11 protein-coding genes are annotated in these 16,515 nt (G+C 49.4%); 7 read left to right on the top strand and 4 right to left on the bottom strand.

What is annotated here, in order from left to right; translation table 11 throughout:
* Positions 1-40 precede the first annotated feature (40 nt).
* The 3 genes from ispE to CRO74_RS22110 are packed head-to-tail and all read left to right on the top strand — an operon-like array spanning position 41 to position 3,541.
* On the top strand, positions 41-853 hold the full coding sequence (gene ispE, locus CRO74_RS22120) for a 4-(cytidine 5'-diphospho)-2-C-methyl-D-erythritol kinase (protein WP_097129033.1): 813 nt from the start codon (positions 41-43) through the stop codon (positions 851-853).
* A gap of 51 nt (positions 854-904) precedes the next feature.
* Positions 905-1,516, top strand: coding sequence for a cytochrome c oxidase subunit 3 (locus CRO74_RS22115; protein ID WP_097129031.1), 612 nt, complete (start codon positions 905-907; stop codon positions 1,514-1,516).
* 54 nt (positions 1,517-1,570) lie between these two features.
* Positions 1,571-3,541 carry a M1 family metallopeptidase gene (locus CRO74_RS22110; protein ID WP_097129029.1) on the top strand — a complete coding sequence of 657 codons (1,971 nt, stop codon included), beginning with the start codon at positions 1,571-1,573 and terminating at the stop codon, positions 3,539-3,541.
* Positions 3,542-3,585: 44 nt separating this feature from the next.
* Here the strand turns inward: CRO74_RS22110 and CRO74_RS22105 are convergent, their stop codons facing one another.
* From CRO74_RS22105 to secA, 4 genes are all read right to left on the bottom strand, one after another.
* On the bottom strand, positions 3,586-4,524 hold the full coding sequence (locus CRO74_RS22105) for a 3-oxoacyl-ACP synthase III family protein (protein WP_097129027.1): 939 nt from the start codon (positions 4,522-4,524) through the stop codon (positions 3,586-3,588).
* Between the two features lie 142 nt (positions 4,525-4,666).
* The gene (locus CRO74_RS22100) at positions 4,667-5,791 is read right to left on the bottom strand and encodes a glycosyltransferase (RefSeq protein ID WP_097129025.1); all 1,125 of its coding nucleotides are present in this window, start codon (positions 5,789-5,791) and stop codon (positions 4,667-4,669) included.
* An 11-nt stretch (positions 5,792-5,802) separates the two neighbouring features.
* Positions 5,803-6,885 (bottom strand): hypothetical protein, encoded by a 1,083-nt coding sequence (locus CRO74_RS22095; RefSeq protein WP_097129023.1) that lies wholly within the window; start codon positions 6,883-6,885, stop codon positions 5,803-5,805.
* Positions 6,886-6,992: 107 nt separating this feature from the next.
* Positions 6,993-10,385: a preprotein translocase subunit SecA gene (gene secA / locus CRO74_RS22090; protein WP_097129022.1), complete on the bottom strand. Its 3,393-nt coding sequence runs from the start codon at positions 10,383-10,385 to the stop codon at positions 6,993-6,995.
* Positions 10,386-10,640: 255 nt separating this feature from the next.
* Here secA and CRO74_RS22085 point away from each other — a divergent pair, with 255 nt between their 5' ends.
* Genes CRO74_RS22085 through CRO74_RS22070 form a run of 4 tightly spaced genes read left to right on the top strand, consistent with a single transcriptional unit; the run spans position 10,641 to position 16,493 of the window.
* Positions 10,641-13,043 carry an SLBB domain-containing protein gene (locus tag CRO74_RS22085; RefSeq protein WP_097129020.1) on the top strand — a complete coding sequence of 801 codons (2,403 nt, stop codon included), beginning with the start codon at positions 10,641-10,643 and terminating at the stop codon, positions 13,041-13,043.
* A 20-nt stretch (positions 13,044-13,063) separates the two neighbouring features.
* Positions 13,064-14,140, top strand: coding sequence for a GumC domain-containing protein (locus CRO74_RS22080; protein WP_097129018.1), 1,077 nt, complete (start codon positions 13,064-13,066; stop codon positions 14,138-14,140).
* Between the two features lie 4 nt (positions 14,141-14,144).
* Positions 14,145-15,095 carry a GDP-mannose 4,6-dehydratase gene (locus tag CRO74_RS22075; protein ID WP_097129016.1) on the top strand — a complete coding sequence of 317 codons (951 nt, stop codon included), beginning with the start codon at positions 14,145-14,147 and terminating at the stop codon, positions 15,093-15,095.
* Positions 15,096-15,128: 33 nt separating this feature from the next.
* Complete coding sequence (locus CRO74_RS22070; protein WP_179830267.1) at positions 15,129-16,493, top strand: lipopolysaccharide biosynthesis protein; 1,365 nt, start codon at positions 15,129-15,131, stop codon at positions 16,491-16,493.
* Positions 16,494-16,515 lie beyond the last annotated feature (22 nt).

Raw genomic sequence — 16,515 nt, 5'->3', positions numbered from 1 at the left:
TGTCTCAGCTATGCATCACCTTTAATTCATCACTCCGTTAGTGCTTACGTTTCCAACCAGTAAAATCAACCTGGGCCTCCGTATTACCGAAAAGCGGCCTGACGGGTTTCATAACTTACAATCGTGCTTTTATCCCGTAGGCTGGGGGGATATTCTGGAAGTTATTCCCGTGCCCGACGGGGAGGTTGGCTTTACCAGCAGTGGACTGCCCATTCCGGGTAGCCCGGAGCAAAATCTCTGTATCCGTGCGTATAACCTGCTAAAAGCTGATTTTGACCTGCCCCCGGTTCAGATGCACCTGCATAAACTAGTACCCATTGGGGCCGGATTAGGCGGGGGATCGGCCGATGCGGCTTTTGCCCTGAAGTTGTTGAACACGCAATTTTCGCTCGGGCTAACAAATCCGCAACTGGAAGATTATGCCCGGCTGCTGGGTAGCGACTGTGCATTTTTTATTCAGAACCGGCCTTTGTACTGCACTCAGAAAGGGGATGTGTTTTCGGATATTGCTGTTGATCTAAGCGGCTACTTCATTGTGCTGGTATACCCTAATCTGGCCATTTCTACCGCCGAAGCCTACGCCGGAATCAAGCCCCGCCAGCCCGAAGCCAACCTCTACGAACAGTTGCTGGAACCGGTTGCCAACTGGCGGCATACAATACACAATGACTTCGAAGATAGCCTGTTTCCCCACTATCCTATACTACCTCAGTTGAAAGCTCAACTCTACGAATCCGGGGCTGTTTATGCCAGCATGAGTGGCTCTGGGTCAACCGTCTATGGCATTTTTAATGCACCCGTCGATATGCCAAACCAATTTTTGGATTACCGCGTTTGGAAAGGAAAGTTGTAACACGGAGTTGCTGTCAACTAAACCGTAAACCGACCCTTGTACCCTGAGTAAATGAGCAATTTGATAACGAAACGGCGGGAGCCGTTCCGCTTTATGGTTTGGATGGGTATTGCCAGTAGTATCATACTATTCACGATGCTGCTCGTTGCCTATGTAGTTCGCAGTACAGCACCGGGCTGGGCCAATATAAAGCTGCCGAACGTATTTTTAGTGAGTACGGTCGTTATCTTATTGAGCAGCCTGACACTGAAAAACGCCATTCAAGCCTTCAAACATGAACGGTTCAGCAGTTATCGAACCAACATTGCCACTACATTTGGCTTAGGCGTTTTATTTATAATCTTACAAGCCTGGGGTTGGCGCCAGATGGTGCGGACAGGGGTAGGCCTGGCGGGAAATCCGGCGGGAGGCTTTATCTACATCATATCCGGCGTTCATTTACTTCATATTTTAGTCGGGCTCATATTTCTGGCTATTCTCCTGGCCGAAGCTCTGCGCAGACGGCTCTACATCGACTCATTCGTTTACAGCGTAAATCCGCCAAACTCGCTGAAAATCAAGCTGATTTCTCTGTACTGGCATTTCGTTGATATTCTCTGGATTGGCCTGTTTATCTTTTTAGCCATTCATCACGGCCTCGATTTACGGCTCTCGCTTTACTAGCTAAGGGCTTTATGTCGTTATTTGTTTAGTACTACGTTCGTATCTCTATTTTTCATGAAAAAAATCGCTCTCTGGGCAGGACTATGGGTATTGAGCCTGGCATCCTTTGCCCAAACTGCACCTTCGTCAACGCCGGGTTCGAAATATGATCCGCTGGCGCTCTTTCACCCGCTCTTCAACATGCAGCCCGGCAATGATTACCGCACCGGGAGTGGAGCACCGGGACCGCGTTACTGGCAAAATCGCTCAGATTATCAGATCAACGTCACGCTCGATGATCAGCAGAATACGATCACCGGCGAAGTGACGATTACCTACAAGAACAATTCTCCCGAAACGCTGCCTTACCTGTGGTTGCAACTGGATCAGAACGCGTTTAGCGATACGTCGCGGGCTTCTAAAACGACCCCCATTTCGGGCGGGCGCTTTGGCAACCTCGGCTTTTCGGGTGGACTCACCATCACAAGCGTGACGGTTGAGGAAGGCAAAGGTAAATTCACGACCATACCCTACACCATTACCGACACCCGGATGCAGGTGCGGCTAACCGAACCCGTAAAGGCAAATGGCGATGTGGTGAAAGTGAAAGTGGCCTATTCGTTTAAAATTCCTGAATATGGCTCCGACCGCATGGGTCAACTCAAGCGTAAAGACGGAATCATTTACGAAGTTGCCCAATGGTATCCCCGCATGTGCGTCTATGATGATATTGAAGGCTGGAATGTGCTGCCCTATCTGGGGGCCGGTGAGTTTTACCTCGATTACGGCGATTATGAGTACACCGTTACGGCTCCCTGGAACCATATCGTAGTGGGTTCGGGCGAGTTGCTCAACCCGAATGACGTACTCACCGCCGAGCAACTGAAACGGCTCGATCAGGCGCGTAAAAGCGATAAGACGGTTATTATTCGGGGAAAGGACGAAGTGAACAATCCGGATACCCGACCTAAGCGGACCGGCACCTTGACTTGGAAATTCCGCTGCCTCAACACGCGCGATGTGGCCTGGGCTTCGTCCAAAGCGTTTGTTTGGGATGCGGCTAAAATGAACCTGCCGAGCGGTAAACCCGCCCTGGCACAGTCGGTCTACCCCGCCGAAAGCGCCACGAACGACTCCTGGAATCGCTCAACCGAATACGTAAAAGGCTGCGTTGAGTTCTACTCAAACTACCTGTATGAGTTCAGCTACCCGGTAGCTACCAACGTAGCGGGTATCGTTGGAGGAATGGAATACCCCGGCATTATTTTCTGTGACCACAAAGACAAGAAAGATGCGCTCTGGGGCGTAACCGATCACGAGTTTGGCCACAACTGGTTCCCGATGATCGTGGGTAACAACGAGCGAAAGTTCCCATGGATGGACGAAGGGTTCAACACCTTTATCAACACCCTTTCCACCGCTAATTTCAACAAAGGGGAATACGACCGCGAGCGGGGCACCATGCACGATATTGCCCCTGCGCTGTTCTACCCGGCCGAACCCATCATGACCATTCCGGATGTTCAGCAATCGAGGGCGCTGGGTATTCTGGCGTATTACAAGCCGGGCATGGGCCTGAAGCTCCTTCGCGATGTAATTCTAGGAGCCGACCGATTCGATTATGCCTTCAAAAACTACGTGAGTCGCTGGGCCTTCAAACACCCAACCCCCTATGATTTCTTCCGTACAATGGAAGATGGTGCCGGTGAAGACCTGGGCTGGTTCTGGCGCGGGTATTTCTACGAAACGTGGAAACTGGACCAGAGCGTAAAAGAAGTGAAATACGTGGATGGTGCTGCCGATAAAGGCTCGCTCATTTCCATCGAAAACCTCGATAAACTGGCGATGCCGGTAACCATCGAAGTGACCGAATCGAACGGCAAAAAAGGCCGCGTAAACCTGCCTATCGAAGTATGGCAGCGGGGCGGTACCTGGACGTTCAAGTATAATTCGACCTCGCCCTTAAAGACGGTCGTTGTTGATCCCGACCAGAAACTGCCGGACATCAATAGCAAAAACAACATCTGGCGCGCAGAAGCGCAATAGTTAAAACGATACGTGGCGAACCGTACGGTTCGCCACGTATCGTTTTAAACCTCTACCAGCATCGCGCCGAAGGAGTAGCCCCCGCCAAAAACGGTAATGACAATGCGCTGGCCTTTCTGGAACGTATCCCACTGTTCGGACAGGGCGATGGCGCAACCGGCGCAACCCGTATTGCCGTAGCGTTGTATGTTGGAGATAAGTTTTTCTTCCGGCAGCCCCAGCGTTTTCATGACGTTTCGGGAGATACGCAGATTCGCCTGGTGGGGCAGAATATAATCGATGTCGCCAAGGGTCAGGCCACACTGTTCAATAACCTGTAAACTGGCTTTGGGCATGTATAGGCAGGCATTGATGAATACATCCCGGCCATGTGGCATAGTCACGCCCCCATCGGCCGGTTTCATCATCACCCCCGTCGTGGCTTTGGGCGTATGAGCCGCTCCGCCCGTAAGCAGGGCTTTTATCGCAAAATCCCCGTCACTCTGGCGTTCCTTCGTAATGAGCAGCGCTGCTGCTCCATCACCCCATAAGTGCCCTGAGATCGTATCTGTTTCGTTGTAGTAAAGCGTGTTGTGTTCCGATACAATGACCAGCGCACGTGTCGCTTTGTTTAGGGCGAAATAGCCCTCGACCACTTCAATGGCGTTCAGCAAAGACGAACAGGCTGTCGAGATCGAGATAACCGGAATATCCGCAATGCCCAGATGGTGCTGGGCTTCGTGGGCCAGGGAAACGATGGTGTCGTAAGGCGTGTACGTGCCCCCAACAATTAAGTCGACGTTGGTCAGGTCAACTTTTTCGCTGAGTCGCTGAACAACCTCAATGGTCATGGTATTCGTATTCTCGCCAGGTGCGGCTTTGCGTCGCTCTGCAATACCCGTCCGTTCGATAATCCACTCGCTGGACAGGCCGTTGAGCTTGGTAAAATGTTCATTGCCAACTACCTGCGAAGGCAGATAATGGCTTACTGCATGTATGTACATCAGGCCAAAGAAATAGGGCTAATTCGTGTATAACCCAAATTAGTACTTAAAGTTAAATCCTTCCGGGAAAACGTGGTATTGCGCATTAGAACAATACCATAATGTATTGAAAATATCTTGTTTTGTGTGGTGTTTTCCGCCATTATGCCGAAGCAAGAACAAGGGAGTAAAAGTGGAGTAATTTATCCGCTTCCGTCGACCAGTTGTAAAACTGCTCAACAGCCTGCCGTCCGCGCCGACCCATATAACGGGCTTCGGTCGGATGCTCAATCAAATAGGCAAGTGAATCGGCTACCTGTACCGGATTGTAGGGAGAGACGCAAAAACCGCAACGATGCCGGTCAATAATATCGCGGTAAAGTGGAAAGTCGGACGTAACAACGGGTAGGCCAAGGGCCATATAGTCAAACAATTTTGTGGTATAAGATTCCGGATAATCACCAACGGGTTTTAGCAGAGCCAGTCCGGCCGTTGCGCCACGGGCATACGGAAACGCAAGGCGCTGGTCTGTATAGCCGTAGAAGCGAAGGTGATCCCGTACCAGGGCATAGCCAGTCAGGTTCTCCAGATTTTTATCCGTAAAGGTACGCCGACCAAACAGATGCACAATGAACCGGGGATAGGTTATTCCTAACTTGGCGAAGCTGTCAACCAATGTATCAATGGCCCGTTCAAAGCTGAGCCAGCCAACGTAGAAGAAGGCGGGGTTTTCTGTGCTTGGGTTGTAGGGTGTGTAAAACGGCTCTACAAATGAGAGAAGCGGGTAATTGTAAATAACGACATGCGGCTTCACCAGCTGCGTGTAAGTACTCAGATAGCCGTGTTCCGTAAAAATGAGGAAAAAATCCCGCCGGGCCAGCCGATCAAACAGCCGGAATGCTTTCTGGAGCAGCGCCCCGTTGTTGACGGTCTTTAGCGGCATTTTCTTGTGCAGGTTCTCCTGTACTTCATAAATGACGTTGGCTCCCAACAGCCGGAACACATACGCGAAGGGCAAAAATTCCGGCACGTAGACATGCACAAGCCGGGGGCGCAGCCAAACGCAGCGCAGCAAAATGAAGGGACAAGTGATGAGTGCCCGCCAGATCACCCGCCGAAAATAGGGTAGACGAATAAAGTGAATACCTGGTGCAACGGCCGGATCAGCATGGGGAAGGGCGCAGAAGACCTCATAAACCGAAGCCAGTGTCTGACATTGTTTGAACACCACGCGCGGGTCCTGTGGCTGGTGCGCGGTGCTGATGTGTAAGACGCGGATTCGTTTCATGCAGGCGTTTGCTACTTAATTACGCCAAACGTACGCAGTTCTGCGTCGATCTTTTCATTCCACCGTTCCTGAGCCGCCTGATTGAGACTATGATTTGTTTCGTCATCGTACTGCGTTTGCATCCGGCTCATCTCCCGAAAGGATTCCAGAAACTGGTACTGCGCAATGCTGTTGTAATCTTCCAGGGTCAGGTTTTCGGGCTGGATTTTCCGCTTGAAGCGCTCCACAATGATTTTCACAATGTCGAAGTGGCGCTGTTCGTGGTTGAGCGCGTACGCGTTGCGGGCGTCGGCGCGGCCCCAGGAGGATTGTTTCAGCATGTACGCCTTAGCCGACAGGTTGAGGGTAATAACGCCATCTTTCACACTGCTTTTGCCCTCGTAGGCGAAGCTTGTGAACACCTCGGCGGCATAATGGCTTCCCTGACGCGGAGGAGCCTTAAAATCGGCCCAGGTAAGCTTACGGCCCGGGTTGTAATGAACAGTGTCGTCGTCGGTTATCCGGGTATCGTCGGTGAAGATCACCTTAAGGCTGTGGGCTAGTTTTTCGTTATTGCCGCTTTCCCGTTTCATGTATTCGTTCAGGCTACGCAAAGACGATACCACGGCCTGCCGAATGGTAGGCTCAATGACCGACGGATCGCTCAACGGCCGGGTATAGGTGGCACTACCCTGGTAATCGGTCAGGCGGGTGCTGGTAGCGTTGCCGTCATCATCTTTCCCCAGTAGTTCGAAGGTAACGGCAAAGGTGAATTTGCCCGATACGCGGTTGCCCGAAGCCGTTTCGCTGACCCGGCACTGGCGAATACGCATGGCAATGGGTCGTAGCGATTTATTCTGCTTAAGCCCCTGGTTGATGAACTGCATAAAGCTACTGGCTACGCCTTTATCCAGATCAACGGGCTGGGGAGCCTGGTTAAGCACCAGGGCCAGATGCGCAACCGGCCCCCGGTCCGAACGTTGGTCGGTAACCGCAGCAATATAGAATTCCTTTGGGGTAAACGGCAGCGACTCGGGGCGGAGCCGAATGGGGTCCTGGGCTGAAAAAAGCGCGAAAGACCCGACAAAAAACAGCGCGAAAAAAGCTTTATTCATCCTGCTTTATTAACGGCTTATTCAGCTAAAAAGTGCTGTCTGAATACATACAAAAACGCCCTTCGAATGTAGTATCCGAAGGGCGTTTCAGCAAGCGTTATCGTCTGTTAATCAATGAGCATCGCTTTGCCGCTCACGACGTCGTTTTCAACCGTTTTGAACTTCACATCACGTTTCACGGAGCCGTCGACATACTGGACATTAACGCGGGCGTTGCGGTCCAGTTTAGCGACCCGTACTGGAGCCTGACGGGGCGGCATGGGAGGAGCCCCCGCACCCATGGCGTTATTTTCAGCCATACGCCGGGCGTATTCTTCAGGGCCAGTAGCGAGGTGGTCGTCGTCAAAGTCTTCCATGTTTGTATGGAGCTGTGGCTGCGGCTGTGGACGTTGCTGCGCCGGAGCCTGACGAATTTCCTGCTGAACTTCTTCCGCATCCTGCGCCGGAATGTCGGCTTTGGTCAGGAAGTTGATGGTGTCGAAATTAACCTTGTTCAGGAAGCGTTTGAACAACTCGACAGATTCGAACTTGTAGACCAGCAAGGGATCTTTCTGCTCAAATACCGCATTCTGAACCGACTGCTTAAGGTCGTCCATTTCGCGGAGGTGTTCTTTCCACTCCTGGTCGATCACCGACAGCGTTACGGCTTTTTCCATCTCCGTAACGATATCGCGCGCACCCGATTCAACCGCTTTGCGCAGGTCGGTCACTACCGTCAGTTCGTGCATACCGTCGGAGAAGGGCACAACGATGTTTTTGATCTGATGCCCCTGCTCGTTCAGAACCTGCGTCAGCACTGGCAACGCTTTCTCGGCAATGGCCTGGTTCTTGGCCTGGTAGTTTGCTTCGGCTTCGTCGTACAATCGGCGCGTCTGTTCCGGCTTCTTCAGGCGGTTGAACTCGTCTGCCGTTAGGGCGGGCGAAAGGCCAAGGGTTGTCAGCAACTGAAGTTTGATCTCTTCGTAGTTGCCTTCGGCGTTGTTCACCGTTTCTTCAACCACGTCGTACATGGTATTGGCAATGTCCAATGGCAGACGATCGCCGAACAGCGCATTGCGACGGCGTTTGTAAATGGCCTCGCGCTGGTAGTTCATCACGTCGTCGTACTCAAGCAACCGCTTCCGAATACCGAAGTTGTTCTCTTCTACTTTCTTCTGCGCCCGCTCGATGGACTTGGTGATCATCGAGTGCTGAATCACTTCGCCTTCTTCCAGTCCCATGCGGTCCATTACTTTGGCAATCCGCTCCGAACCGAACAAACGCATCAGGCTGTCTTCCAGGGAAACGAAGAACTGCGACGTACCGGGATCGCCCTGACGACCGGCCCGACCCCGTAACTGGCGGTCTACCCGGCGGGATTCGTGACGCTCCGTACCAATAATGGCCAGACCGCCCGCTGACCGCGACTCGGGGGTTAGTTTAATATCTGTTCCCCGACCGGCCATGTTGGTGGCAATGGTAACGGTTCCGGGCAAACCGGCGGTCGCCACAATTTCGGCTTCGCGCTGGTGGTATTTGGCGTTCAATACCTGGTGCTGAATCTTGCGGAGGGTCAGCAAACGGCTCAGTAACTCGGAGTTTTCGACCGAGGTCGTACCAACCAGTACCGGCCGTCCTTTCTCAACGAGGCTGGTGATCTCGTCAACAACGGCATTATATTTCTCGCGCACCGACCGGTATACCTTGTCCTCTTCATCGGCCCGGCTAATGGCCCGGTTCGTTGGAATAACGACCACGTCCATTTTGTAGATCTGCCAGAATTCGGAGGCTTCTGTTTCGGCCGTACCGGTCATACCCGCCCGCTTGTGGTACATCCGGAAGTAATTCTGGAGCGTAACCGTAGCGTAGGTCTGGGTGGCGTCTTCAACTTTTACATTCTCTTTTGCTTCAACCGCCTGGTGCAGCCCATCCGACCACCGGCGACCTTCCATGATTCGACCTGTCTGCTCATCAACAATCTTCACCTTCCCGTCCATAATGACGTACTCGGTGTCTTTTTCGAATAAGCAGTAGGCTTTCAGCAATTGATTGACCGTGTTGATCCGCTGGGTTTTCACCGCGTAGTCCCGAACAACAGCTTCTTTGTGCAGAATTTTCTCCTGTTCCGAGAAGTCGCTGTCTTTATCGATATTATTCAGGTCGATGGACAGGTCGGGCAGGATGAAGAAGTTCGGATCTTCGCCCGAGCCGGTGATGTAATCAATACCTTTTTCGGTCAGGTCGATGCCGTTGTGCCGCTCGTCGATGGTGAAATACAGCGGGGCGTCGGCTTCGGGCATCAGTTTCTGGTTTTCGGCCAGATAGATCGACTCCGTTTTCTGAAGCAGAGCTTTGTTGCCGGTTTCGCTCAAAAACTTAATCAGCGGCTTGTGTTTAGGCAAACCACGGTAGGCTCGGAATAAAGACAGGCCCCCTTCTTTTTCGTCGCCAGCGGCAATTTTCCGTTTGGCGTCGTTCAGGTAATCGTAAACCAGTTTGCGCTGTGCCTCAACCAGCCGCGATACGCGGGGCTTCAGCTCAATATAATCCTGTTCGTCGCCACGCGGAACGGGACCGCTGATAATGAGCGGTGTCCGGGCATCGTCGATCAGTACGGAGTCGACCTCATCGACCATGGCGTAATGGTGCTTCCGCTGAACGAGTTCGCTCGGTTCGCGGGCCATATTATCGCGCAGGTAGTCGAAACCAAATTCGTTGTTGGTGCCGTAGGTGATATCGGCCAGATAAGCCATCTTCCGCTGCTCCGAGTTAGGCTGGTGCTTATCGATGCAATCGACCCGCATGCTGTGAAACTCAAAGAGCGGAGCCATCCATTCGGAGTCACGCTTGGCCAGGTAATCGTTGACCGTAACGATGTGTACACCCCGACCGGCCAGGCCGTTGAGGAAAGCCGGGAAGGTAGCTACGAGGGTTTTACCTTCGCCCGTTGCCATCTCGGCGATTTTACCCTGGTGAAGCACAACACCACCAATGATCTGGACATTGTAATGCACCATGTCCCATTTGATGGGCGTTCCGGCAGCATCCCAGGTATTGGACCAGTGGGCCAGATCGCCGTCAATCTGAACGTTACGTTTGCGGGTAGCAATCTCGCGGTCGAAATCAGTGGCCGTAACGGTCAACTGCTCATTCTCCGTAAATCGGCGGGCTGTTTCTTTAACAACGGCAAACGCACGGGGGAGAATATCGAGCAGAACGCGCTCCAGTTCGGTGTTACGATCGGCCTCGAGTTTGTCAATTCGATTAAAAAGCCGCTCTTTCTCGTTAACATCTACATCAGGATGACTGACATGCTCGTTAATTTCACTGATCTGGTTGTCGATGTCGGCCAGTTCGGCAGCAATTTGAGCTTTAAGGTCAGCGGTTACCCGACGCAGTTCGTCGTTTGAAAGGTCTTTTAACTGAGCAAATTCGGCATTGACCTTTTCAACGTAGGGAAGCAATTCTTTGATATCCCGTTGCGATTTGGTCCCGAAAAATTTAGCTATCAGGTTAATCATGTTATCTTTATTAAATAGTCGTTATCGGTCTATTGTAGCGGTCAATAGGTGTTAATCATTAGTTATCAATGACTAATGGCAGCAAAAGCAGTCCGTATTGACTGACCAACCGACTTTTAGCTACAAATTTAGTGCATTAGAGCGGGACTACAATCGAAGAGCCCGTTGGATAGGTACTCAATGATTATATGGAACGTTGTTTAAAAGGAATCCATTACTTTTGCAGTTCAAATTTTGGCCCAACAGCCAAGGGTTATGTTTATTAAAGACAAATTGTCACATTTTCTTCATCATTCACGCTCGCTTCACGCTCTTTTACTGGTTTTTCTACTGGCAGGATCTTTCCATGCCGTAGCGCAACGCCCCCGTTCGCGGGTTGACCAGTTGAGTGACGAAGATGTCCAGAACTTTTATAGAAAGGCACAGGCGAGTGGCTTGAGCGAAGTTCAGATCGAACAGGCGGCTATGTCGCAGGGGTATACGCTCGATGACATTGCTAAAATGCGGAAGCGCATGGCGCAAATTCGTACGTTAACTTCTCTGCCGCAAAACCAACTCCCCAAAGAGAGCTTCAAGGGCAGCAGGGGGCTTCCGTCCGATCTCTCCATGCGATCGGATACGCTGGAGGTAGATAGCATTCGTAGAGACACCACCAAAAGACTTCGGGTATTTGGGGCCTCTTTATTCGAAAATGCCAAAATGTCATTTGAGCCTAACCTGCGGATCGCGACGCCCCGTAACTACATTGTAGGGCCTGATGACGAAATACGGGTGGATATTTCGGGAGCCTCAACCGGCGATTTTCAGTTGAAAGTAAGCCCCGATGGCACAGTGAAAGTGCCCGATCTGGCGCCCATCTTTGTGAGTGGCTTAACCATTGAACAGGCCGAGCAGCGCATTATTGCCCGCTTACGCCAGGGGGGCTACCAGGGGCTGGGTCGGCCGGGGAGTGGCACCAGCGCCAACGTTACCTTAACGAACATCCGCAGCATTCGGGTTATTCTGGTCGGGGAGGTCGTTCGGCCGGGAACCTACACCATCTCGTCGCTGGGCTCCGTCATGAATGCGCTTTACCTGGCCGGTGGGCCAAACCCCGAAACCGGGTCATTCCGGAAGATCAACGTTGTTCGGGGCAACCGCGTTGTGCGGACACTTGACTTATACGATTTCATTTTACGGGCGGATCAGCGTGACAACATCCGGCTACAGGATCAGGATGTAATTCGCGTAGCCGATTACGAAGCACACGTTGAACTTACCGGACAGGTGCGCCGACCCGCTATTTTCGAAATACTACCCGGCGAAACGCTAAAAACACTGCTGGCCTTTGCTGGGGGCTTTGGCGATGACGCTTATCGGGCTTCCATTACGCTCCGGCGAAATACCGCCCGCGAACGCCGGATAGTGACGATAACGGAAGAGCAGATCGCTACCTTCGTCCCGAAAGCCGGTGATAAGTACAACGTCGGAAAGATTCTGGAACGCTATGAAAACCGGGTACAGGTGGCAGGTGCCGTCATGCGCCCCGGCGACTACTCCCTCGAACCGGGCCTGGAGACCGTTCGCCAGCTAATTACCCGGGCCGACGGTCTTCGCAAAGATGCTTTCACCAACCGCGCCACCATTGTTCGCGAGCGGGCTGACATGGACCGTGAGAACCTGTCTTTCGATTTAGGAAAACTCATGCGTGGCGAAATCAATGATATACCGCTACGAAGTCAGGACAGCCTGACGGTCTTATCCATCCGTGAGCTTCGGGAACAGTACTACGTGACCATTGAAGGGGCCGTGAACGTACCTGATACCATCGACTTCATCGCTAACATGAGCGTTGCCGACCTGATCGCCCACGCGGGCGGCTTTCAGGAAGGGGCCAAACCCAATTTAATTGAAGTGGCCCGGCGCATCCGCCAGGACTCGGCGGGGGTACGGAAAACGATGATGGAGATTTATCGCTTTTCTATTGATCGTAACCTCCAAATTACGCCCATGGAAGCTAATCCCGGTAACTCACCGGAGTTTCAGTTGCAACCATTCGATATAGTGTATGTTCGAACCTCACCTAACTATGAATCGCAACGGCAGGTTATGGTCTACGGGGAAGTGATGCAACCTGGCAACTACGCTATAGCTAACCGACAAGAGCGCATTGGGGATGTGATCAAGCGGGCCGGTGGATTGAAACCCGAGGCCTACATGGCCGGAGCGCAGTTTCGCCGGAATGGGCAGCTGATTGGGAATGACCTGAGGGATTTAATCAGTAATCCGAATGTTGAAGAGAACTTGTTGCTTCAGGACAGGGATACGCTATTTATACCCCGCCGGTCAGAGATTATCACCATGCAGGGAGCGGTGTTGAATCCCTCCTCAGTAAGCTTTAAAGAAGACTTCAAGTTTGATGACTATATAAGTGAAGCGGGTGGTTTTACGGAAAATGCCCGGCAAAGAAAAGCCTACATCGTTTATCCAAACGGGCGTAAGGATCGCTCACATAATTTTTTGTTTTTTGTATCCCGACCCCGCGTTGACCCAGGTTCAACTATCAATGTTCCATTCAAGCCAATTGATTCGAATCGATTAACGGCAGGAGAACGAATTGGCATCTTTTCCTTACTGGCAACAGTATCCATTGCGCTTATCAATGTTCTGCTTCGTTAACTAAATTGTTTGTGTTGATTATGTCAGTTACGGAGGCTAAAAGAGAAGAAAATACTGAGGGCGACGAAATTGAAATTCGGCTAAGCGATATCGTGCAGTTTTTGAAGAGTAGCCGTAAGAGCGCTTTTATTGGAGGGGGTATACTGCTAATAATAGGCGTATTATATGCTTTCTCAAAATCAAACCAATACAGTGCTGCCGTGACAGTTATGCCCGAAATTCAGTCAAAAACTGGAGGGCTGGGGGGGTTAAGTTCATTAGCAGGTTTAGCTGGAATTGATATTGGTAGTGGTTCCATGGGGGGAAGTGTAGATGCTATCCGACCAGATGTATACCCCAACGTGTTACAGAGCGTTCCATTTGCTTTACACCTTTTAAGACAGCCTGTTTATTCGCAGCTTTTGAAGAAAGAAACATCATTACAGACTTTCTTTGAAGAGCAAGAAAAGCAGTCCTGGCTTGGTAGATCTTCTGAAGAGGGTGATGAGAAGAACATAATACTTGACCCAAACAATCGGAGCAACACATTACAGATTACAAAAAAACAAGAGGAGCTAACTCAATATATACACGAAGCCGTATCCGCTACTTTTGATAAAAAAACCGCTATCATCACTGTATCGGCTACACTACCTGATCCGGTTGTAGCAGCCACGGTTGCTCGTTTATCATTGGAATATCTGAAAAATTATATTGTTAGTTATCGGACAGAAAAGGCGAGAAACCAAGTTCAATTCTTAACTAATCAGGTTAATGAGGCAAAAAGCCGTTACCAACGAGCAGAGTATGCATTATCCAGTTATAGAGATCGGAACCGAAATATATTTTTGGAGACGGCTAAGATCGAGGAACAGCGTATTCAAGCGGAGTTTTTGCTAACACAGAGTGTATATACAGACCTTTCGAAACAACTGGAGCAGGCAAAAATTAAAGTTGCGGAAGAATCCCCTGTTTTTAAGGTCTTGGAGCCAGCAAGAATACCTTTAAAAAAAAGCGGTCCCAAACGCACTGTTATTATTCTGGGCTTTGCCATAATAGGATTCTTACTAGGAATTTTTGTATATGGAATAAACAGATTTCGTAACTCGAAAAACTAATCTTGTGAAAACAGCCTTAATATGCGGTGTGTCGGGTCAGGACGGTGCGTATCTGGCAAAGCTTCTACTAGAGAAAGGTTACAAAGTTTTTGGAGGATCGCGAGACGCCCAGATGGCTTCGTTTGGCAATTTGAGTCGTCTTGGGATTCGTCAGAAAATTAACTTTGTTTCGCTTAGTATCAATGATTTTCGAAGTGTACTACAAACTATACTGAAAGTTAAACCAGACGAAATTTATAATCTGGCCGGGCAAAGTTCAGTAGGTTTATCTTTTGAGCAGCCAGTAGAGACGCTCGAAAGTATAAGTATTGGTACCTTAAACCTTCTCGAAGCAATTCGATTTAGCGACCTACCAATAAGGTTTTATAATGCTGGTTCGAGTGAGTGTTTTGGCGATACAGGTAGTTTAGCTGCCGACGAGATGACCCCTTTTCGGCCTCGTAGTCCTTATGGTGTAGCAAAGGCGGCCGCATTCTGGCAGGTTGCTAACTACCGGGAAGCGTATCAATTACACGCCAGTACAGGTATTCTCTTTAACCACGAATCCCCTCTACGTCCAGAGAGGTTTGTGACACAAAAAATAGTGGCTGCGGCTTGCAGAATAGCAAATGGTAGTAGAGAAATCTTAACACTAGGTAATATAGATATTGCGCGTGACTGGGGTTGGGCACCCGATTATGTAGAAGCTATGTGGTTGATGCTTCAACAAGCGAACGCTGACGATTATGTAATTGCTACTGGGCAAACAAATAAATTAAGAGATTTTATCAATATAGTCTTTGAAACAGTCGGATTAAACTGGCAGGATCATGTACAGATTGATTTATCACTGTTTCGGCCGACTGATATTAGTGAAGGTCATGCTAATCCTAGAAAGGCTGAAGATAAATTGGGTTGGATTGCCCGTTATAAGATGGAAGAGGTAGGGCGCTTCATGATAAACGACGCAAATTGAACAACTGGGAGATCAATATAAGTGAATGTTATTTTGAAAAACGCATCAATAGTAGCCTTCCGTGAGCGTATAAGGGCCACGCACCCACGTACACGTAAAGCTCATCTGAATACATTATTTGGATTAGCTGTTAAAGGGGGAGGTATCGTTATTTCGTTGGTGCTGGTACCGTTGACGATTGACTATTTATCAAAAGAAACATATGGCACTTGGTTAACAATTAGTTCAATTGTTACAATGATAGCCCTTTTCGACATTGGAGTAGGGAATGGGTTGCGTAACAAATTATCTGAAGCTGTAACCAAACAGGATATGGCACTTGCTCGTGTATATGTAAGTACAGCTTATGCTATTTTTGGATTGCTACAGGTTGGTTTCAGCTTGCTGTTTATAGCCTTGTTCAATTATGTACCTTGGCAAAAACTGCTGAACACAAGTATTAATAACGATCATCTCCAACTGGTAATTTTAATGACTGCTGTGGCTATGGCGGTTAAAATGCTGCTAGATATTTTATCGTATGTTCTCTTTGCCATTCAGGAGTCAGGTTTAGCAGGTTTTATTAATCTGCTTTCAAACATTGTAATTCTAGTAGGCACATATCTACTTACAAAATTCAGTCACGGAAACTTATTGTACTTAGGTGCAGTAACTGTACTTAGCCCGGTAATTATTTTACTGACTAGCGGGTTTATTCTCTACGAAGGCAAATTGAAAATGTACCGGCCATCTCTTAAACTAGCCGATTTTCAGTACGCAAAAAGTTTACTATCGCTTGGCTATAAATTTTTCTTTATCCAAATGGCGGTTATCGTATTGTTTTATACAGATAATCTGATCATTACGCAACTATTTGGGCCTGCTGAAGTAACAACGTACAATGTAGCCTTTCGCTACTTCAACTCAATTAACACTGTATTTGCTATTGTCCTTACACCTTACTGGTCTGCTTTTACGGAAGCTTACGCCAAAAGTGATTGGAATTGGATGAAGCAGACATACAAATATTTACAGAAGTTATGGGTAGGCTTGGTTATTGTTGTTATACTAATGATAGCATTATCAAAGCCAATTTATTCAATCTGGATAGGTGACAGGGTAGACATATCCTTTACATTAAGTGCATGTATGGGAATTTTTGTGATAATCAGTTGCTGGAATAGTGTGACTGTCACAATAATAAACGGTCTTGGAAAGGTTAAGCTTCAGCTTTACCTTTCAGTCATCGCTGCGTTAGTGAATATACCTTTATCCATCTTTTTTGGTAAAACGCTTGGATTAGGGAGCTCTGGTGTGATAATAGCGACCAGTTTTTCTTTGTTAATAGGCTCAGTTATTGGAGGAATACAGGCGTGGAAGTTATCTACGGGTAATGCCAATGGAATTTGGGATAAGTAAACGATGAGCTAAGCGGTATAAT

Source organism: Spirosoma fluviale (assembly GCF_900230225.1).
Lineage (GTDB): Bacteria > Bacteroidota > Bacteroidia > Cytophagales > Spirosomataceae > Spirosoma > Spirosoma fluviale.
This window is presented reverse-complemented; position numbering and strand designations above follow the sequence as displayed.

Excerpts from the sequence above, each read along its gene's own strand:
- CRO74_RS22080 (WP_097129018.1), top strand. The coding sequence starts at position 13,064 with ATGTCAGTTACGGAGGCTAAAAGAGAAGAAAATACTGAGGGCGACGAA.
- CRO74_RS22115 (WP_097129031.1), top strand. The coding sequence starts at position 905 with ATGAGCAATTTGATAACGAAACGGCGGGAGCCGTTCCGCTTTATGGTT.
- CRO74_RS22105 (WP_097129027.1), bottom strand. The coding sequence starts at position 4,524 with ATGTACATACATGCAGTAAGCCATTATCTGCCTTCGCAGGTAGTTGGC.
- CRO74_RS22110 (WP_097129029.1), top strand. The coding sequence starts at position 1,571 with ATGAAAAAAATCGCTCTCTGGGCAGGACTATGGGTATTGAGCCTGGCA.
- CRO74_RS22085 (WP_097129020.1), top strand. The coding sequence starts at position 10,641 with ATGTTTATTAAAGACAAATTGTCACATTTTCTTCATCATTCACGCTCG.
- CRO74_RS22095 (WP_097129023.1), bottom strand. The coding sequence starts at position 6,885 with ATGAATAAAGCTTTTTTCGCGCTGTTTTTTGTCGGGTCTTTCGCGCTT.
- secA (WP_097129022.1), bottom strand. The coding sequence starts at position 10,385 with ATGATTAACCTGATAGCTAAATTTTTCGGGACCAAATCGCAACGGGAT.
- CRO74_RS22100 (WP_097129025.1), bottom strand. The coding sequence starts at position 5,791 with ATGAAACGAATCCGCGTCTTACACATCAGCACCGCGCACCAGCCACAG.